General features: G+C 37.4%; 13 protein-coding genes. 4 read left to right on the top strand and 9 right to left on the bottom strand.

Features of this window, described 5'->3' with window-relative positions; translation table 11 throughout:
- Window position 1: 1 nt before the first annotated feature.
- Both P2086_RS10650 and P2086_RS10645 read left to right on the top strand, forming a co-directional pair.
- The gene (locus P2086_RS10650) at window positions 2–775 is read left to right on the top strand and encodes a TSUP family transporter (protein WP_317896726.1); all 774 of its coding nucleotides are present in this window, start codon (window positions 2–4) and stop codon (window positions 773–775) included.
- Between the two features lie 310 nt (window positions 776–1,085).
- Complete coding sequence (locus P2086_RS10645) at window positions 1,086–4,136, top strand: T9SS type A sorting domain-containing protein (RefSeq protein WP_317896725.1); 3,051 nt, start codon at window positions 1,086–1,088, stop codon at window positions 4,134–4,136.
- A gap of 46 nt (window positions 4,137–4,182) precedes the next feature.
- On the opposite strand, the gene P2086_RS10640 is transcribed toward P2086_RS10645, so the two are convergent.
- The gene (locus tag P2086_RS10640; protein WP_317896724.1) at window positions 4,183–5,289 is read right to left on the bottom strand and encodes a BamA/TamA family outer membrane protein; all 1,107 of its coding nucleotides are present in this window, start codon (window positions 5,287–5,289) and stop codon (window positions 4,183–4,185) included.
- Window positions 5,290–5,392: 103 nt separating this feature from the next.
- Between P2086_RS10640 and P2086_RS10635 the strand changes: the two genes are divergently transcribed.
- Window positions 5,393–6,103 (top strand): polyprenol monophosphomannose synthase, encoded by a 711-nt coding sequence (locus tag P2086_RS10635; RefSeq protein WP_317896723.1) that lies wholly within the window; start codon window positions 5,393–5,395, stop codon window positions 6,101–6,103.
- Window positions 6,104–6,240: 137 nt separating this feature from the next.
- On the opposite strand, the gene P2086_RS10630 is transcribed toward P2086_RS10635, so the two are convergent.
- From P2086_RS10630 to P2086_RS10620, 3 genes are all read right to left on the bottom strand, one after another.
- Window positions 6,241–6,858, bottom strand: a complete 618-nt coding sequence (locus P2086_RS10630; RefSeq protein ID WP_317896722.1) for a superoxide dismutase — start codon at window positions 6,856–6,858, stop codon at window positions 6,241–6,243.
- Between the two features lie 406 nt (window positions 6,859–7,264).
- Window positions 7,265–9,616 carry a T9SS type A sorting domain-containing protein gene (locus P2086_RS10625; RefSeq protein WP_317896721.1) on the bottom strand — a complete coding sequence of 784 codons (2,352 nt, stop codon included), beginning with the start codon at window positions 9,614–9,616 and terminating at the stop codon, window positions 7,265–7,267.
- 398 nt (window positions 9,617–10,014) lie between these two features.
- Entirely contained in the window at window positions 10,015–11,100 is a 1,086-nt protein-coding gene (locus P2086_RS10620) for a DNA alkylation repair protein (protein ID WP_317896720.1), read from the bottom strand.
- A gap of 164 nt (window positions 11,101–11,264) precedes the next feature.
- Between P2086_RS10620 and P2086_RS10615 the strand changes: the two genes are divergently transcribed.
- Window positions 11,265–13,154, top strand: a complete 1,890-nt coding sequence (locus tag P2086_RS10615) for a T9SS type A sorting domain-containing protein (protein WP_317896719.1) — start codon at window positions 11,265–11,267, stop codon at window positions 13,152–13,154.
- A gap of 13 nt (window positions 13,155–13,167) precedes the next feature.
- Here the strand turns inward: P2086_RS10615 and P2086_RS10610 are convergent, their stop codons facing one another.
- The 5 genes from P2086_RS10610 to P2086_RS10590 form a co-directional block, all read right to left on the bottom strand.
- Window positions 13,168–13,644: a hypothetical protein gene (locus P2086_RS10610; RefSeq protein WP_317896718.1), complete on the bottom strand. Its 477-nt coding sequence runs from the start codon at window positions 13,642–13,644 to the stop codon at window positions 13,168–13,170.
- A 29-nt stretch (window positions 13,645–13,673) separates the two neighbouring features.
- Window positions 13,674–14,819 carry a glycosyltransferase family 4 protein gene (locus P2086_RS10605; RefSeq protein WP_317896717.1) on the bottom strand — a complete coding sequence of 382 codons (1,146 nt, stop codon included), beginning with the start codon at window positions 14,817–14,819 and terminating at the stop codon, window positions 13,674–13,676.
- A gap of 164 nt (window positions 14,820–14,983) precedes the next feature.
- The gene (locus P2086_RS10600) at window positions 14,984–15,967 is read right to left on the bottom strand and encodes a pyruvate dehydrogenase complex E1 component subunit beta (RefSeq protein WP_317896716.1); all 984 of its coding nucleotides are present in this window, start codon (window positions 15,965–15,967) and stop codon (window positions 14,984–14,986) included.
- Between the two features lie 174 nt (window positions 15,968–16,141).
- Window positions 16,142–19,420: a T9SS type A sorting domain-containing protein gene (locus P2086_RS10595; RefSeq protein WP_317896715.1), complete on the bottom strand. Its 3,279-nt coding sequence runs from the start codon at window positions 19,418–19,420 to the stop codon at window positions 16,142–16,144.
- Window positions 19,421–19,727: 307 nt separating this feature from the next.
- Entirely contained in the window at window positions 19,728–21,764 is a 2,037-nt protein-coding gene (locus P2086_RS10590) for a T9SS type A sorting domain-containing protein (RefSeq protein WP_317896714.1), read from the bottom strand.
- Between the last annotated feature and the right edge of the window lie 53 nt (window positions 21,765–21,817).

The raw sequence follows: 21,817 nt of genomic DNA, 5'->3' as shown, positions 1-21,817 counted from the left end.
TATGCAATATTTCATAATCTGTCTCGTAGCGTTTATTGGTTCAGGATTAACACTCTTTTCTGGCTTTGGTTTAGGAACACTTTTAGTACCTGTCTTCGCACTTTTCTTTCCAATTGAATTATCAATTGCGCTCACAGCAATTGTTCATTTTTTAAATAATATTTTTAAGTTGTCTTTGCTTGGAAAACACGCCGATAAAAAAACGTTGCTTCGTTTTGGTTTACCTTCTTTAATTGCGGCCTTTGCGGGCGCTTTTGTTTTATCAAGTATCAGCAATGCGCAAGCATTATTCCAATATACTGTTGGAACAGAAACATTGCAGGTATTGCCACTAAAACTAACAATTGGCTTGCTGTTAATCTTTTTTGCCTTATTTGACATTGTACCAAAACTTTCTTCCATTCAATTTGATAAAAAATACTTGGTACTAGGTGGTTTATTGAGTGGCTTTTTTGGAGGACTTTCTGGCAATCAGGGTGCTTTACGTTCAGCTTTTTTAATACGTGCCAATTTATCTAAAGAAGCGTTTATTGCTACTGGAGTAGTAATTGCATGCTTGGTAGATGTTTCGCGACTAAGTGTTTATTACGGTAGAGTTTTTAATTCGGCTAACGAAATTAATTATAAACTGGTAATTGCTGCAACTTTGTGTGCCTTTTCGGGTGCTTATTTTGGGAATAAATTTGTAAAAAAAATCACAATCAAATTGCTTCAAACGATTGTTGCCATAGCACTGATTATTTTCGGATTCCTTCTTTCAGCAGGCATTCTCTGAAATACTAAATTATTTTTTCCAGATTTAGCATCTACTATTGAAGTAATTCAAGTATATACTTTTCGTGTATGAGTCTGTTTTTTATTTCCTCACTTGGGTCTACCCTGCCACAATATGGTTCATAATAACTAACTAACTTTAAAGTTCAAAGCCTTCTTTTGAGAAAAACACAAAGAAAAAACAAAAATCGATACTAGTAAAACTAATCTTCTTAACCTCAAATCCAAATATAATAAAAAGGCTACCGTTTATCCAAAATGTTTGAGATAAATCAAAGTATTAATTACATTAGGTGAATATTAAATGCGCCATGAAAAAATTAATTACATTTTTATTTATCACTATTATTAGTAGTTCTTTATATTCTCAAACCTGGCTAGAAATGATGCAAGAGCCTGGAAGAAATTTTTATGAAATTCAGTCTGCTTTTAATAATTATTGGAAGGACAAAGATATTACAGAAAAAGGTAAAGGTTACAAACCATTTAAACGTTGGGAACATTTTGTTGAGCAACGCGTGTACCCTTCAGGTAATTTATCTTTGATTTCTAACAACTGGAAAAATTTTGAAGCCTTTCTAAGAGAAAATACTGCTGCGAGTAAATCAAGCGCAGCTCTTTCAAGCACAAGCACATGGACTGCAATGGGGCCGATGGGCGCCATGACTGGTCTTGTTGGAGGTCTTCCCGCAAAGGCTGGTAGAGATAATTTTGTTACTTTCGATCCTAACAACCCATCCACTTATTGGTGCGGGTCACCCGCCGGTGGTTTGTGGAAAACAACTAACAACGGTTCTACATGGTCAACATCAACCGATTACCTGCCAGTAATTGGCTGCTCTGATCTCGCCATTGATCCTACAAATCCTAACATCATGTATTTAGCTACAGGTGACAGCGAAGGTGATACATACAGCATCGGCGTTTTAAAATCTACCGATGGTGGGCTAACATGGAATCCAACTGGTTTAGTTTATACTGTTAATCAACAAAAACAAATGCGACGAATTCTTGTGAATCCAGTTAATCCACTCATTGTATTGGCTCTAGGAAACTTTGGAATTCAAAGAAGTGTAGACGGTGGTGTAAACTGGGCACAAATACAAACTGGTAATTTTTATGATGCCGAATTCAAACCTGGAAATCCAAATGTAATATATGCTGCGGCAAATGCTTTGTACAGATCTTTGAATGGTGGTGTTTCGTTTTCAATAATAAATTCAACAAATGGCATTCCCGCTGGTGCAAATAGAATGAACGTTGGTGTTACACCCGCCGATACCAACTACGTGTACCTGCTCGCTTCAAAAAGTTCAAATTCAGGTTTATTAGGTGTATTTCGTTCTACAAATGGCGGCAACTCCTTTACAACCATGACAAACTCTCCAGATATTTTAGCAAACCCATGTAGTCCTGGTGCAACAACAGGTGGGCAAGGCTGGTACGATCTTGCTCTGGCCGTTTCACCACTCGATAAAAACGAAGTAGTTGTTGGCGGAGTAAACGTATGGAAAAGCGTAAATGGAGGGTCAAGCTTCTCTGTTATAGGCTGCTGGAATTCTACAGGAACAAATTTTGTTCATGCCGATCAACATGAATTAGAATATACACCAACAGGTACTTTATATGTTTCGAACGACGGCGGTATTTTCGAATACACTGCTCCAAGCTGGACTGATAGAAGTTCTCCGCGTAACATCGCTCAAATGTATAAGATAGGTTTGTCTTCTTTATCTCCGAATCTTTGGATTACTGGCCACCAAGATAACGGCTCTAATATTTTTAATGGTACTAACTATGTTGCAGCCGTTGGTGGCGACGGCATGGATTGTTTCATAGATCGTACAAATAACAATACAATGTTTGCATCATTACAAAACGGAGGATTTAGACGTTCATTTAATGGTGGCGCTAGTTGGTCTAGTATTGTTGTAGGTTTAACTCCTGGGGCTGGCTGGGTTAGTCCTTGGAAACAAGATCCCTTGGTAGCAACAACGCTGTATGCAGGTTACTCTCAGTTATTTGTCAGTACAAATTCTGGCGGCGGTTGGACACAATTAACAAATACTGGTGGTAGTGGTTACGTTATAGAATTTGCCATTGCTCCAAGCAACAATCAAATTATATATGTTATACACGGCACCTCTTTGCGCAAAACTATCGACGGTGGTTTATCGTGGACGAATGTGACTTCTAACGTGCCAACAGGTAGTGGAGCCCCAACCTTTATAACTATCGATCCAACAGACCCTGACAATGTATGGGTTACTTTAAGTGGATATTCTGCACCTAATAAGGTTTTTCAAACAACCAATGGGGGCGTAAGCTGGACGAATATCACTTACAATCTTCCTAACCTTCCTGCAAATTGTTCTGTGTATCAGCCTGCTACTAACGATCGCATTTATATTGGGATGGATGTAGGCGTTTATGTAAAGGACAATTCATCTAACATCTGGAGTTTATATAATAATAGTTTACCAAATGTTCCAGTACATGACATGGAAATTTCTCCTGCGGCACCGACACTTTTAAGAGCCGCCACTTATGGACGTGGAGTTTATCAGGTAGATTTGATACAGCCAACAACTGTTCCTTCAAGTTCTATAAATACAGAAGGTACAATTTGTCAAGGGGCAAGCAAAACATTTATAGATTTATCTACCGAAGATCCAACAAGTTGGAATTGGTCAGTAAGTCCTTCTTCTGGAGTGACGATTAACTCCGCTAATTCTCAGAACCCCAACATTACTTTTCAAACAACTGGCGTTTACACAGTTTCTTTAACTGCCACTAACGGTTTTGGATCTGGCGCACCTGCTGTGCAAACGATAACCGTATATCCTAATCCTACGCTTACCTTAAATACTTCAGTAAATAGCCTAGTTGTGTGTATTGGCGAAGACATTGTATTAACCGCTTCCGGCGCTGCTAACTATACTTGGCAGCCTGGCAATAAAACAGGCTCAACGCTGAGCATAACAACTCCCACCGTTCCAAATTCAATCACATACACCGTAAATGGAAAAGATGTGAATGGTTGTTCAGACACAGAATTGCTTTCTTTGGTTATTTCAGAATGTACTGGAATATCGAATAAGAAAACAAACGACCTATTTATTGTATTTCCTAATCCCGCTAGTAATCTGATTATGATTAAAAATCAATCCGGTTCTTCAACCGAAGCTGAAATTGAATTAGAAGACTCTAACGGGAAAGTTGTTTTAAGGCAGACTTTAGAATTCAAAAAAGATAAAAACGAAATGCAAATTAATATTTCAACACTTGCAAATGGTATTTACATCTTAAAGTTTAAAACGGAAAAAGGCGGAACCCATTCTACAAAAATAGTGAAAGAATAAACAAAGTATTTTTGTATGTAGTTATCCAATAAAAACATCGCCGCTTCTAAAAAGCTTCGAATATTGTAAAGTAGGGGAGCATTTTTCCATCACCAATTGCGAAGTCAATTCTTAAATTGGTTTTTTGAGACTGGTCTAACATAAGTCTTATTCCTGCGCCATAGGTATACCGCCAATCTATACTGTTGAATGTGTTATACCTATGCGCAACCTGCCCAACATCACCAAATAAAGTTACACCCAAAAGCCAAAACAAGTGCCTTCTATATTCTGCCTGGAAAACCAAAGCATTATTATCTCTATACCTCCCTTCATAAAAACCACGCATTTTTTTTTGTCCACCCAATAAGCCCATTTGAAAAAAAGGCACATCTGTATTGGAATAAAGACTATAAACATTAAAAGCCAGAATATTTTCCTTGTAATGAAAATACTTCGAAAAATCTAAAGCGATTCTAGTGTATTCAAAACTACTTCCTGTTTTCGGGTCATCGTGATATACTACAAGTTCGCCCCACATACCTTTTGAAGGATAGTATACATTGTCGCGATTATCATAAACAGCAACCACGCCCAATCCTGATATGACCCCACCTTCAGAGCCAGGCACTGTTCCTTTTATAAGTTGCGCGGTGGCATCTAGTTGAAACAAACTAAAGTTATCGTAGGCGTATCTTAAACCAAGATACAGATGTGGAAGCATTTTCTTTAGCCCAGTAAGTCTTAACCTTGGAAACTCAACGCCATAGCGTTCTACAAAGTTTGTAGATTGCTCATTTCCTACACCATAAAAATTATAAAAAAATTTATTATATGTTATCTCACCATAAAGTTGCCACTCCCTATTTTTGAGAAAAATATTAAAAGGCAACGATGATAGAACTTGTTTATTTTGAGTATAAGCAAAGCCCAAACTTATAGTTGACCTCGCAGCAGATAAGCTATCGCTCTTAAAATTAAACGTACTTATAACGGTTGCTCCAAATCCAAAACGTGTTTCTGGAGTGTAAAAAACAATTGGCGCTGGCAAAACAGTATACCGCTTTTTTACAGAAATGGTATCTCCAGGCTCTGAGGCAATATACTTGCTGGAGTACAGCAAAACGAAAGCAATAAGTGTTTTAATTTTTATACGCAAAGAAAAAAGGATCAAAAAATCTAATTTTTACAAAGTACGGTTTTTGGCAATTATTAAGAAAAGGAAATTTTATATTTATTTTTACTTACTTACAAAACTATTATATTCGTTCCCTCTAATGAGTAAGAATCTAGTCATAATTCCAACCTATAACGAAATCGAAAATATTGATAAAATGGTAAGAACCGTTTTTTCTTTATCGCGTGAATTTGAGTTATTGATTGTAGACGATGGTTCTCCTGATCTAACTGCAGAACATGTTAAAACGCTTCAAAAAGAATTTTCACGTAAATTACATTTAGAAGAAAGAAAAGGTAAACTTGGGCTTGGCACAGCATATATTCATGGTTTTAAGTGGGCGCTTTCACATAACTATGATTATATTTTCGAAATGGATTGCGATTTTTCTCATAATCCTCAAGATTTAATTCGTTTGCTCGAAGCTTGCGAAAATGGAGCTGATGTGGCAGTTGGATCAAGGTACTGTAAAGGCGGTAAAGTGAGCAATTGGCCACTTGGAAGAATTTTAATGAGTTACTTCGCTTCGGTGTATGTTCGCATCGTTTTATGGATTCCCATTAAAGATACAACAGCTGGATTTAAATGTTATCGTAAAAAAGTACTTGAAACCATAGCACTCGACTCCATTAAATTTATGGGCTATGCCTTTCAAATTGAAATGAAATACCGTGCGTACAAGAAACATTTTAAAATCGTTGAAGTGCCCATTTTATTTACAGATCGCGTTTTAGGCGTCAGTAAAATGAGTACAAAAATTTTTAAAGAAGCTTTTTTAGGGGTAATTCAAATGCGCTTTTCCAAAAACTAGCACGTTGTTCCTTTCATGAAAACCACTCGGCATACTAAAAAACGAAAGTCTTATAACCAATTCGTAATAGCCTCAAAAACAAAAGTCCGATCAGAAAATTACTTTCCCAATCGGACTCTATTTTAATAAATATAGATTTATTTTCCTTTTGCTTTTAAGTAAAGTTCATTTACTTTAGTCCAATTAATCACATTAAAAAATGCGTTAATATAATCAGGGCGCCTGTTTTGGTAATTCAAATAATAAGCATGCTCCCAAACATCCATTCCTAAAATTGGCGTTCCTTTGCAATCATTTACCACATCCATTAAAGGATTATCTTGATTAGCAGTACTGCACACCGCTAACTTACCATCGGGTTTAACACACAACCAAGCCCAACCGCTTCCAAAACGCGTCGCTCCAGCCTGTGAAAACTCAGTTTTAAACTTCTCAAAACTTCCAAGATCTGAATCAATTGCCTTCCCTACTTCATTCGTGGGAACACCACCAGCATTTGGCGCCATTACCTCCCAAAACAAAGAATGGTTAAAATGTCCACCACCATTATTTCGCACAGCGGCAGGATACTTTGAAATGTTTTTGCATATTTCTTCTATGCTCAATTTTTCAGCGTCTGTATCTTTGATTGCATTATTCAAATTTGTTACATACGCCTGATGATGCTTACCGTGATGAATTTCCATCGTTTTAGCGTCAATATGTGGTTCTAAAGCGGTAATCGCATAATTTAATTTCGGTAATTCAAAAGCCATAATATTAAATTTTAATTGTTCACCACAAATTTAGCATTTATGTTCTGCTAAGAGCGAAAAATGCCAACACGTTTAGGATAATTTAAAGTTTAATAACTAACAATGTGAGGATGTTAGACAAAAGGGGTCTTACTTCAATCATCAAAATTCTAATACTAGCAAATTATATTTTTGGAATAAATAACCCGAAACAGAGTCTAGAGGTATTCTGCTACTAATTATACTGATTTTCGCTAACAAAATTCATTCGCGTTAATTCGTGTTTTTACCAAAGCTCCACGACGGCTGACAGGTTCGTGGTCAAAAGCCAGGCTAATCCTGAGCAAAGCTTCGAGGGATTTTTTTATTAACCAAAAAAAGCCTGCCTCTTTCGAGGCAGGCTTTTAATAATAAGGTCAATAATTATTTATTGTTTTACAACCTTAACAACATCAACTGAATTGTTTGATTGAATTTTTACATAATAAATTCCACTTGAGAAATCTTTTAGATTTAATTTAACTACTTCAGCACTACTAGTAGATTTAACAACAACCTTACCAGCTACATCAATAATTTCTATTGATTTCTCGAAAGTATTTGCTGTTTCAATTGAAAACTCACCATGAGTTGGATTAGGGTATACTGTTAAACCACTTAAAATAGTTCTCTCAGTTATTCCAGTACAGTTAAGAACATTTTGAAAAATAGCTGCTTCTTTTTTACAACCATTACCATCTGTTACAGTTACTGTATAAAGAGAAGGAGCACTTGGAGAAACACTAACAGGATTACCAATTAATACCACTTGAGAAATATTTGAAACCCATTGAAACGATACATTAGAACCTGAAGCATTGGTTGCCGCTGATAAAGAAACCACTTCTGTTGGGCACATATCTGCACGATCTGTAGAAGCAGTTACGTTTGGCAATTCGTGAATGCCAATTAATTGCGTTGCAGTACCTGTACAGCCATTAACATCAGAAGTCAAAGCAATGTAAGTGGTAGCTACTGTAGGTTTTACAGTAATATTTTGAGCAACTGAACCATTACTCCATGTGTAAGTTGAAGCTCCTAAGCCCTGCAGTTGAACTGGTGATCCAGAACAAACACTCTGAGTACTTGCAACAATGTAAATTGTTGGGGTAGCGTTAACTAAAACATATTGAGTAGCCGTATTAGTACAACCAGTTAATGCACTTGTTCCAACAAGAACATAAGGTATCATCCCAGCAGGAGGTGTTTCAGAAAGTGTTACAGCATTAGAACCAGTGTTCCAAGTGTATGTATCCGCACCAGCTGCATTCAATGTAATTTGATCTCCTGAACAAATTGTAGTTGTTCCAGCAGTATTAATAGTTACTGAAGGTGTATTTGGCGAAGTAGCAGTACAAGGAATAGTAATAGATAAATCATCCCAACTTACATAATAAGCACAACAGTTAGAGCTACCAACCGCCTTAATTGCTATATAATAAAGACCACTTGAAGGCACTGTAAATAAATTTGATAAAGGCTTATAAACATTACTAATAACTGGTCCATTTGTTGAAACAATTGGTACTAAGCCTGTTGGATTTTGTGCAGTACCATATAAAATAGATAAATCTGTCCAAGTAGCTGCTCCAGAATAATCAGTTTGAAACCACAATCCTGCCGAATAAGTAACCCCAGCATTTAATTGAATACCATTCGTGTAAAAATAATTTGTACCGGTTGGATTATAGTAAAAAGAAGCAAACTTGCTACCAGTATGAGCAGTTCTTCCAAGGGTGTTAGACGAAACGTAAGTTTGACAATTTGCCGGCAAGTTACTTGTCGCCCACGAACAATTTGGAAGCTTATTAGGCCCTGCAATTCCTTCAAATCCTTCCTCGTAAGGAACTGTGTTAATAGTAACCGGCTGTACTGAAACAGAAAGTCCTGCAGTAGTATAAGTACCAGTACTGTTAGTACAAGTAATAACAGCAGTGTACCAAGTATTAACAGTTACATTAGGTGCAGAAAATGCTGAATTTGTTGCGCCAGGTACTGAAAAAAATGGTCCAACAGCAGAATTTGTTGAAGATTGCCATTGGTAAGTAAGACCAACAACTGTATAATTTGAAGCTAAACCTAAGTTTGCAGTTGAATTAGGACAAATTGCAGCAGTAGGACCTGCCACAGAGTTAGAAACTGGAATACCTGTGCAAGGAACAGCAGGATAAACATCAATCCTATAGTCTTCAACCTCACCATAAGAAGGGCTAAGACAAGGGTTAAGACTACTGCCGGAATATCCTTCAGCAACAATAACACGCATTACAGTACTTCCTGTAAGCGCTGCGCCAGGAACTGATACAGGACCTGAAATTGTTCTTGGTCCTTGAAGTGTTGTTCCATCTATAAATATTGTTTCACCTGGGTCTGTGAATACACCATTTTGATTCCAATCAATCCATACACCACAACCATTATAATAAAATGAAGCGCCATCACACTCATCTTGAAAAACTGAGAATGTTGACACTGTTCCTGCAACTAAATTAGTTAACGAAGTGCCTGTAAAATTTCCATACTGGTGCAATATAGAACCGGGACCTGGAGGTGTTGTTGTACATGCATTAGCAAACGAATACGCTGGATTTGTATTTGCTCCATTAAGCATAACATTAGTAATCTCCTCATCATACATACTATAAGATTGAGCAGTGCAATAAACTTGTGCTTGTAAACTCGACGTGCCTAGGGCTAAGACCACCGTCAGTTTTTTTAGAATGTTGTAATTTTTTTTCATCTGAAACGTTTTAGTTAATTAATACTTGTTTTTAAAACTACTTTGTCTGTATAACAAATATATAAAAAAAAAGATAATATTACCAAAATTTAAAATTAATAATTAATTTTTTTCAAAAAAACGGCATGAGAGTTAATCAAATCTTACCATTTATTTAAATCTATTGTCTACTAAGTAATAACACACACACATTTATGGTAGACATAATCATTGTTTCTGTTTTTGCCGTTTAAGAAATCCATGAAAAGTCCTTTCAGGCTACTCCCCCGATAATTCTTATCCATTATTGTTGCATTCCTAATATTATATATATATATGTGTGTTTGTCCTTATCCAATGAAATCAAAAATAAACTTTTAGCGAACTTATGTAATCAAAAGTCAATTAAATAAAAGTATTTAGCCAATCAGAATTGTAAATTTCTTTCTTGCCAAAACCTTGCCATTTACCTGAATTTCGAGGAGATGTTGCCCTGTATAATGTATGCGAGTTGTAAAATCCTTAAACAGTTGTGATTTTGAAATATGATTTTTTTCATTTGATTTTAAATTTACCTCCTTCAATTTAAAGACTTTTGGAAAAAGTTCGCCCGCCTTTTTTTTGTAATGAATAATGTAATCTATTACTAATTTTTGTGTGCTCGCTTTTTGGGATTCGATTTCAAATGAGAACTTAAGGCTTTCACCAAGATTTACTTTTGTTTTATTTAGCTTAAATTTTCTTATCGTTACTTTGATATTTTTCTCAAAACCGAAGACCGATAAAGATCCGGGATGCCCCATTTTTATTAAACTTCTACTTGCATGCTTAATTATCCAAGCTGTATTCATATTTTCCTTATCCCAACCATTTACCAAATTGAGCATGTACTGAGTGTTTTCTTTTGAAATATCATTCAAATGGTTAGCAACTGATTTACGAACATAAAGGTCATTATCTGCCTTCAAATTTTCCAAAATAATCTGAGTTGATTTCGGGTTTTTAATCACCTCATCTAATTTAAACGACCATGGCAAACGAGGCCTGCTACCTTCTGAAGCCAATCTTCTCACATGGTGACTTTTATCTTCAGCCCAGATTTGCATTACTTTAATTGTTTTATTAAAATCTCGTTTTAAGTATTCTCGAATTGCAAATTCAGAAGAACCTAATTTCGTAAAGTATTTAAGGGCTTCCATTGAAACTTCGAAATGATCGTGTCCATAAAGTCCCACATAATCAGGAAATACAAGATTGGTATAGCCTGTTTTTGTATTTAGGATAACTTTTTGCATAATCAGTATTGCCTTTTTATAATCAGAAGGAAGGGTGCTTTTCAAGACTTCTGAAGTTCTGCGCATGCGCTGATTTAAAGACAAAGCTTCTATATTTTTCGTTACTTCGTCGAGAAATTTATTTGAATTAAAGTTATTATCAGCTTTTGAAAATTCATTTGCCAATGTTTTATAGAACACTTGGTTAAACATTTCTTTTAAAGATTCCATAAAGTTTTTGTTAATGGTGTAAAAATAATGAAACATCAAGTACGCCCTCTAAAATTAAAAAGCATTTCCGATACCAACATGGTGTTGTTTAATCTTTAACGTGCAATTGTTAACTATAGCTTACTTTTTTTATATATTCGTTCAACAATCTTGATAATTTACAAATGAATACATTACTATTTAATAAACTCTGTATCGCTTTTTATTTACTTTTAATATCCAGCACGCTTTTTTCACAAGATTTTGTTTGGAAAAAAGGAACAAATACCATCGATCAATCTGGGATATATGGTACTATTGGCGTGCCGGCAGCAGCAAACAATCCTGGATCACGGGAAGGTGCTGCCACATGGACTGACGCAGCTGGAAATTTTTGGTTATTTGGTGGCAACGGTTACGACTTTATTGGCAACTATGGTTTATTAAGTGATCTTTGGAAATACAATTCTACTACCAACGAATGGGTTTATATAAAAGGAAGTACTATCATTGCTCAAACTACTGATTATGGTCCTATTGGTGTTTCTACACCAACAGCTAAGCCTGGCGGAAGAAATTTGTGTGCTTCTTGGACAGATGGTTCTGGAAATTTATGGCTATTTGGTGGCTTTGGCTATTCAGGCTCTTCTGGACTTGGTTACTTGAATGATATTTGGAAATATTCAATTTCTGCAAACGAATGGACCTTTGTGAATGGATCAACAACAGGCTATCAACCTGGCGAATACGGAACATTAGGAATACCATCAACAACAAATACTCCTGGTGCAAGAATGGGGTCTGTGTCTTGGGAAGGCAGCACTGGTGAATTGTGGCTATTCGGAGGATATGGAAATACTACAAGTTCCGTTACAATTGGCTCAATGAATGATTTATGGCGCTACACCATTAGCACCAATGAATGGACATGGATTAAAGGGAGCAACGTGAAAGATCAAAACGGTACTTATGGTGCTATTGGCATAGCAGCTCCGACGAATGATCCAGGAAGTCGTTCTCTATCCACAGGATGGAAAGATACGGCAGGGGATTTTTGGATATTGGGTGGAGAAGGCTGGGACGCAACGGCCACTACAAATAGTGGATTATTAAACGACTTATGGAAATACAACGTACTGAGCAATCAATGGACTTGGGTTAAAGGTAACACTGCTTCAAACCAAAATGGTGTTTATGGTTTAAACGGGATTCCATCAAGTTCTAATTTCCCAGGTAGTCGGTCTGGATCTATCTCTTGGTGCGATGCGATTGGAACCCTTTGGCTTTTTGGCGGAGATGGTTACTCAGGTGCAGGATCAATAGCCGGTGGGTTAAATGATCTTTGGAAATATAATATTTCTAGCAATACATGGGCTTGGATAAAAGGCACTTCTCTTATAGATCAAAATGGAATTTACGGCACTCAGAACTCAGCCGGACCAACCTTAATACCTGGGTCAAGAACTACGCATGCTGGTTGGATGGATTCTTCCAATGATTTATATTTATTTGGAGGCTATGGAAAATCAGCCAGCGGCTCTTCTGGTAATCTTAACGATTTATGGAAGTATACCAACTGTTATATTAGTCCTATTACAATGACAGTGGTTGGCAAAGATAGCACTACCTGCGCCGGAGAAACAACCTCACTTACAGTTTCCGGATCAACGAATTATTTGTGGCTTCATAATTTAGCTATTACAAGTTATGTAGTTATTAGTCCAACCATCACTACAACGTACGTTGTTGTCACTTCAGATAGCAAAGGATGTAAGTACAATGCGTCTTATTCACACAAGGTTTTAAGTTGTGCGGGTGTTAGTCATGCGTTAGATAAAGAATCAATTATTCAACTTTATCCCAATCCGTCAAACGGTAGGTTTAAAATCACTTTAAATAGTTTAGAGTTAGGTACAGAATTATTTATTTATAATACCCTTGGACAAGAAGTGCTATTTAAAAATATTATAGAAGTAGAAACAACTATTAACACTGAACTTCCCAGGGGTGCTTATTACTACTTTTTAAAGAAGTCAAATGAGCGATTAAGTTCTGGAAAACTTGTTTTTGAATAAGTTTTTCCTTTTTTCAATAAAAATTAAAACTAACCACAAGATCTCGGTTACCTGATTGATTATGGCAACCAGTGCATACTCCGGAATTCTCATTTACACTGTGTAGTATTGATCCATTGGGTTTGACTTCAGCCCAAAGCCATGATCCTGAATGTTTATACATAAAGGCATATAAAGTAAGGTCTGAGCCGCTGTAAATATCCTTTATCACTAATGACCCATCAGGAAAAACTGTGCCAAGAGGGAGCTTGCCTTTATCTGTTAAGACCTTATTTGCGATATTATTAAATCTTAACTTAAAAGTACCATGAGGACCGTGCGCGCCTGATAAAAGTATATTCGGGTCACTATTATAGTAAGCGTGTATTGATTGAGCACAACTGTCTAACAAAGAAACATCTGTAATCGAAAGCGAAGGATTCTTTCCTTGCTCTTTTGTGCAACACAAAAGACTAAAAATCACTGTAGTAAATACCAACAAATACTTCATGATAATAAAGATAAGAATTCGCTTTTTAACTAAAAAAACCGCTGGTAAAATTTTTCAATCAGTTTTTCCCAAGTGAAATTTTTCGAAATAAGATTTAAGCCGTTTTGTTTTTTCTTTTCAATTTCATTTTCACCGCACGCCAGGGCATTATCCATCGCTGACTGAATTTCATACGGATCTGAACTCTTGAGCAGCCAACCAGTTGCTTCACTAACGAGCACATTTGTTGCTCCAACATCTGTTGCAATTACAGCTAGGCCATTGGCCATTGCTTCTAGTATAACATTAGGCATACCCTCACTCCAACTTGGGCAAATTAATATATCTGATTGTTTGATTAGATTTTGTAACTTAATCTTATCTCTTATTTCGCCGTGATAATTTACACCGTCAATTAACAGACGTTTTGTTTCTGGAATAGGGCCAATAAAATGAAATTCTGCATTTTTATTTTTTGATGTATTAAAAAAAAGTTTGATTGCACTGTTAAGCTCTTCAATACCTTTCCTTCTTTCGTAACGACCAAGAAATAAAAACTTTATTTTTCCATTTACAGATTTTATACTTTTTGCTAAGGTAGATTCTTCAACTCCTGACGGAAATTCAACTATATTTTCTTCTTTTACACCAATTGCTTTAATAATGTCGGTGATCTTACCTCCATAAGAAAAAACCAAATCGGCTTTTTGTGAAATAGATTGTACTGGCTTTCTTAATAAAAATAGATGCTGCAGTTTGATTTTAAAATCAGGTGGCTTTTGAAACATTTCATACCCGTGAAACTTCACACCAATTGAAGCGCAACGAATGTTTTTTTTATTTTTTTCATCAATAAGGTACCAACCTGAAAATCCTTTTGTGTAAATAAGATCGTAGCTTGGTAATTTATCTTTAATGTTTTCGAAAATTAATTTAGAATAATTACGTGAATTTCTGAGGTAGTGGCCGGGAAGCGGAAAACTCTTTGGAAAGTCAACAATAAAAGATTTTATAAATTTTTTTTCTTCTTCAGAAAAAAACTCAAGTTTAGAAATATCGTAAGTGCTTTGATTAAAATGAAAAAGATCAACCTCTATTTTTTTTTGCGCAAGGTATTTACACAAGTAATAAGAATGCTTTTGCATTCCTCCTAGTACATAGGGCCATATTCCATCGGTGATTAACGCAACACGCATTGAGGAATGGAAAAGGGAAAGAGAAGATGGAAAAAGGAAGATGGAAAAGGGAAAAGATAGGATGGAAAAGGTAAAATGGAAAATGGAAAAGGTAAGATGGAAGATTTAATAGATTTCATGGCCACCAAGATTTACATTTTACATCACACATATTACATTTTACATTATTTACTAACGTACATCACCTCTTTTACCGCCTTAACAACCTTTGAAACATTAGGTAAACTCGCTTCAATTAATGTAGGTGCATAAGGTAAAGGTGTATCCGCCGTTGTTACTCTTAAAATTGGTGCGTCTAAATAATCGAAAGCGTCCTTTTGAACCTTGAATGTAATTTCACTTGAAATACTTGCAAGCGGCCATGCTTCTTCAACAATCACGAGGCGATTCGTTTTCTTTACCGACTGAATTACCGTACCGTAATCTATTGGTCTAACAGATCGTAAATCAACCACCTCAACACTTATCCCTTCCCCTTCAAGCTCCTTTGCGGCAGCCATTGCCACCTTCATTATTTTTCCAAACGAAACAATGGTTACATCAGTACCCACTTTTTTTATATCAGCTACGCCTATCGGAATAAGATATTCCTCTTCAGGAACTTCTGCTTTATCGCCATACATCTGCTCACTCTCCATAAAAATAACTGGATCATTGTCACGAATAGCGGTTTTTAATAAACCTTTTGCGTCATAGGGATTACTTGGTACCACTACCTTTAAACCCGGACAATTTGCGAACCAATTCTCAAAAGCTTGAGAATGTTGTGAACTTAACATACCTGCACTAGCAGTTGGTCCTCTAAAAACAATAGGTACATTGTACTGACCACCACTCATACTATACATTTTAGCAGCGCTATTAATAATCTGGTCAATAGCAACTAAACTAAAATTAAAAGTCATAAACTCAATAATAGGGCGTAAACCATTTGAGGCTGCCCCTACCCCAATTCCTGCAAATCCAAGTTCGGCAATTGGCGTATCAATAACACGCTTTGCTCCAAACTCAGCAAGCATTCCTTTACTCACTTTATAAGCACCGTTATATTCGGCAACTTCTTCGCCCATTAAAAATATTTTATCGTCGCGACGCATTTCTTCCGACATGGCTTCACGAAGTGCTTCTCTAAATTCTATAACTCTCATACGTTTATAAGTAAAGTCCAAAAATAAGGATAATTAGCTACATATTGTATTAACTCAAATTATAAATTGCCTCTGATTTATTTCGTTCTGAATAAGTGTGTTTTCAAAATTCTTGGAGAACTACAACAAAAAAACCTCCAATAATGGAGGCTTTTTTTAGCACTATATTTAGTCTCATTTTATCACTACAATCTTCTGATAAATCTGACTTGAATCCTTTCTTCCACTTACAAAATAAATTCCTTTTGCAAGATCACTGATGTTTACTTCATGATTATTGATTGCAGACAGATTTATCACTCTAATGAGTTGACCGAGTTCATTTACTAAACTCAATTTTAAATCGGCATTCGTTTGAATAGTAAACTTACCATCATTCGGATTTGGATAAATGCTTATTTCGCTATTTAAATGACTTAATTCATTTAATCCAGCGCAGCTTGATATTTTCACTTGAACAGTTGCGGTACTACTACAACCGTTATCATCTGTTCCTGTTACTGTATAATTGGCAGCAGTGCCGTTTGGAGACACTGTAATGGTTGGACCTGTCATGGTATTATCCCACGCATAACTTGAGCCTCCGGCTGCCGTAATTTCAACAGATTCTTTTACACAAATAAGCGTTCTTGCGGGAACAGCAGTAATGGTAGGGTTGTAATAAATACCCAAAGCAATGGTTTGTGTTGCAGGACAAATTAAACCGACAGAATTGCTATTGGCTGTAAGGGTGAATACAGATGCTACAGTAAGCGGTATTTGTAAAATTTGATTGGTAATTGGAGTCCCACTACCTGTATGCCAGTTGTATGTACCCAAAACGCCATTACCTCCATTTAGATTAATTAGTCCGCCAGAACAAGTGTTTGTGCTACCACTAATAGTAAGTGTTGGAATAAATACGCTTACTGCAACTGTTTGAGTGTTTTTACAACCTGTACTGGAGTTTGTTCCTTCCACGGTATACATAATAGCACTTGAAGTAAGTGCAATTGGATTTACAACAGCAATAGCAGTTAAAACATTATTAGCATTTGCATCCCAACTGTATGTGCTAGCTCCAAGAGCTGTTAAAGTGGCGCCACCGCCAGAACAGATCAAGGCTTTATTTGATGTTACCGTTAAGTTAGGTTTTGCATAAACTAAAACAACCTGACTAGCACCGGAAGTACAACCAAAAGAATTATCACCTGTTACATTATAAGCAGTAGCAGTTGTTGGAGTATCAGCAATACTGGCTCCAGTAAAAACACCACCACCGGTAGCTGTCCAGTTATAATTAATTCCACCAGTAGCATTAAGGTTAACGGTTTGACCTTCACAGAGTGTTGGTGTGCTCGCAGAAACCGTAATTGTTGGATTTGGATTTGCATTTAAAAACACCGTGGTTGTACTAATACAAGTTCCATCAGAAGCAGCCACTGAATAAACTGAAGGCGCAATAGGACTAACAATAGGACTAGAACCGGTAAAGGTATAAGTTGGAGGTCCAGGAGAGGTCCATGTATAGGTGAGAGCACCACCAATGGCAAGCGTTGCAGGTGTTAGTGCACAAACCACGGTTGGAGTTACAATTGCAAAAACAGTCGGTAAAGGATTTGTCTGAAGTGAAAGCACTTGAGTGTTAACACACGAAGAATTTGCTTTTGTAATGGTATATGTTGTGATTCCAATACTTGGCGTCACCGTAAAATCTGATGTGTTTACAGTTTGTGTAGTACTTGCCCATGTATACGAAAGAGCACCTGTTGCAGAAAGAGTTGAACTACCACCAATACAAATTAAATTAGGATTTGCGGTAGGCGCATTAATCGGTGTTGGATAAACCGTAACTGGCATAGTAGCAAAGGCTGTACAACTCAAAGCACTTGTTCCAATAACAACATAAGTTGCGGTGATAGCAGGTGCAAATCCGACACCATTGGTAATAGGACCCGAGCCACCAGACCACGCGTAATTGGTTGCATTACCCGTTGCAGTTAAAGTGACACTACCGCCTGCACATAAAGTAGAAGAACTGGTTGCAGGATTAACTGTTGGGAAAGGATGAACAGAAACTGAAGTCACAGCCGTTGTTGTTCCACAACCATTCACGCCACTCACGGTGTAACTCACTGCTGACGTTGGAGAAAATACCACTCCATTGGTTACAGGTATTGCTCCACCTGCCCAATTGTGAACTAAAGCGCCACTTGCAGTAAGCATTACTGTTTGCGTAGGACAAATACCTCCGCTTGAACTGGCAGTATTGGCCACCGTTAAAACAGGAAGAGATCCGTTCACCGTTATTGTAATTGCTGCATAAGCGGTACAGTTAGACGCACTTGTCGCACCCAAAGTGTACACTGTTGTCGTTGTTGGAGAAACCACAACCGAAGAACTGCTTGCACCTGTGCTCCACGAATAATTACTTACAGCGTTAGTTGTTAGAGTGGCTGAATTACCATTACAAATAGCATTGATACTGCTGCTGGTTAAACTTGAAAGGGAAATGTTACATAATTCTTCTATTACCACTTTTCCATGACCTGAATTTGCTGCGGCTGTATTAACTTGACTAGTTCCTCCATTATACGATCCACCGCCGCCACCGCCGGCACTTGATCCCGATTGTCCTACACCTCCAGAATAACCGCCGCCACCGCCGCCGCCATACGAAGTTGTACAATTGCCATTTGCTCCACTACCGCCACCAAAACCGCCATCACCTGTAGAACTAGTACCTGCACAACCATGATACAATATTGTTGTTGTGGGAGAAGCCCCACCAACAGTAAGCCCTGCTACATTTCCACTACATTTTGCGGCACAGCTGGCACCCTGAAAATTGATACCGTCCGAAAGCCAGCCACCACCGCCTGGATTGGCACCATTGCCATTTATTCCTGCCACACCAGAAACTCCGGTACCAGCTGTACCAGCTGTAGTTGTACTTGCATTTACACCACCTGCACTATAACCTGTTCCACCACCACCACCTGCAACAACAAGTGGCAACGCTTGTCCGTTAACCCAAACAAAGCTAGCACCACCACCACCAGTATTATAGTTTGTAAGAATTTCGCCTTGTTGTCCAACTAAAACTTTTATAACCGCACCGGCGCTAAGAATAAAATCCCCTTGCATTTTTGCACCTAAGCCGCCTACATAACTCCCACTATTGCCGCCTTGCGCTCCGTATGCAGTAATTCTATATACTCCACCAGATACCGTAAAAGACTGGATGCCAGCCGTTGCAACAACAGATCCGTTTAAACTTGTACTTAAATAAGCAGAGTTTATTTGTGTCTGAGATGGTCCAAATCTTCCTGTTGCTCCCGCATTCGTAAAAGTATATGTTTGCTGAGCTATCATTGAGTTTAGACCTAAACATAAACCAAGAAAAACAAAGTATTTTCTTGTTCTTAAGTTCAGACGGCCAATCAATAAAGAGTAAATGTTTAAGTGTTTCATGTTTTAAGATATGCTAAATATTAAAAAATCAATATCTAAAGGTATGAAAGCTTGACCTTGGCTCTGTTGATTAAAATCAATAAACAAAAACCATTATTTTGTTTATTGGTAAAAAAACACAAATGATTTAATTCTCTGAAACACTTCTAATCCTTTTTGGTTATGTATAGGGGGTCATTTTTAAGTACTATAACTAACTCTTACCTAAATTAGTTTACCAAAATGGTATTTGGTTGTGCAAATAAAAACCCCTTGAGATATATTCTCAAGGGGTTTTAGAAATTTTTTATGTTTATTTTAGTTAAACTTAATTTTTCACAAATTTAAAAGTCTCAAAAGAGTTTATATTCGAAACTCTAACGTAATAAACACCATTATTTAAGTTACTTATATTAATGAGAGTTTTTTCATCTACCATATTAGTCACTAAAACAACTCGTCCTGTTACATCTGTAATATGGATAGTTCCAGAATTAAGTTGCTTCGATTCTACTGTAAATAATCCATTATTTGGATTTGGATAAACACTCACAGAAGTATTTTGTTCAGTTAATTCATTTACCCCAGCACATTTTTGCACATCTACAGATACGGTAGCGGTTCTACTGCAACCGTTTGTTCCAGTACCAACAACCGTAAATAAATAAGGAATATCTATACTTAATGTTAGAGTCACCGAGGCTCCTGTTGAAGAACCTGCTACTGGATTACTCCAGGCATAGGTATTTGCTCCTGTTGCGCTAAGAACCACTGATTCTTTTTTGCAAATAATGTCTTTATCAGTAGACGGAAAAACGTTTGGTAAAGCTTTAACCGTAATAGAAACTGAATTTGAAAGCTCACAATTTAAAACATCAGTTCCTAAAACCGAATAAACAGTACTTACGGTTGGAGAAACTATGAAGCCCGATAAACCGGCTCCATTGCTCCAGGTATAAGATACAGCGCCATTTGCCATAACATTTACAGATTCGCCAGAGCAAATAGTTGTATTTGAGGAAGCGGTAATAACATTTGTATTAACATTAACACTGATTACTGCATTATTGATACATCCAAAACCATTTGTTCCTGATAAGGAATAAGTAGTTGTAACACTGGGATTAACAGCTGTTGTGATGCCTGAACTTAAGTTACTCCAGGTATAAGTATTTGCTCCAGATGCCGTTAAAGTAGCTGAATTGCCAACACATAATAAAGGAGGATTAACCATGGAAGAAATGTTTGGCAATGGTGTTATGGAAATATTGATTGCAGCAGTGGAAACGCAATTATTGTTTGAACCTATACCCGTAACGTAATAAGTTGTATTACTTGTAGGTGTTACAACAATTGTAGAAGCTGTTGAAACAGTAGAACTCCAAGAAAGTGTGGTTACCGCAGTACAGGTTAACGTTACACTGGTACCTTCGCAAACAGGATTAGAACTAGCTTGTATGCCAACATCACAAAGCTGTCTGATTATTACCCTACCGTTTCCTGCAACATCGGGATTGGGAACAAAACCAGATTGCGCAAACATGATAGTTGTACCACTGGTTACACCACCAATGTAGCCTGAACCACCGCCGCCACTGCCGCCTTGAGTTGCCCCGCCGCCGCCGCCATACCAACCACCACCACCGCCACCGGCAGGGTAAACATTGCCAGATATACTTCCTCCATCTCCACCAAGACCAAAACCACCGGTAACTCCTATACTAGTCGAGCCATATACACCACCAACACCACCTGCGCTTTGCGTTCCTCCTAAACCGTTGTGCGTAGTTTGTGACGATCCTAATATGCCATCTTGGCCGGATGTACCACCTCCATTACCTCCAATTCCAATATATGGTGCACTAGCGGCGCCGCCGCCGCCGCCGCCGCCGCCGGCAACAATTACCCTATTTAAATAAGTAGTGTTTTGAGTAGTTCTAACATCAGTGCCGCCGCCGCCGCCGCCTTTGTAATAACTACCTGAAGAGCCGTTAAAACCACCGCCGCCGCCATTCCAACCGCCCGCTGCTGTAACGATTGCTGCGCCCGTAGTATTTGTCGATTGACCCTTTTCTCCAACGTAAATGTATAGAATTGTGGGTGTAGCTACTGAATAAACACCATTGCTATAACCACCTTTACCACCTGATCCGATATAAGCAGCAAGATCTCCACCATCTCCACCATCTGCTCCCCAACACTCTATTGAATAAGAACCTGCCTGAACGGCTACGGTTTGTGCACTTCCTGTGTAACTGAAAGTGTAAGTTGCTTGCGAATGTGCCGTACCCGAAAATACGGTCAACGCAAGCGCAAGCAAACCTTGTTTTACGTTTGATACTAATTTGTAAATTTTTATTTTCATGCGCTAAGATTTAAGATTAAGAACTAAAAAGAAACTTCTCACAGATTTTATCC

This window comes from Aurantibacillus circumpalustris, from assembly GCF_029625215.1.
GTDB classification, from domain to species: domain Bacteria; phylum Bacteroidota; class Bacteroidia; order B-17B0; family Aurantibacillaceae; genus Aurantibacillus; species Aurantibacillus circumpalustris.
The sequence above is the reverse complement of the archived record's forward strand: the minus strand, read 5'-3'. Positions and strand labels throughout refer to the sequence as shown.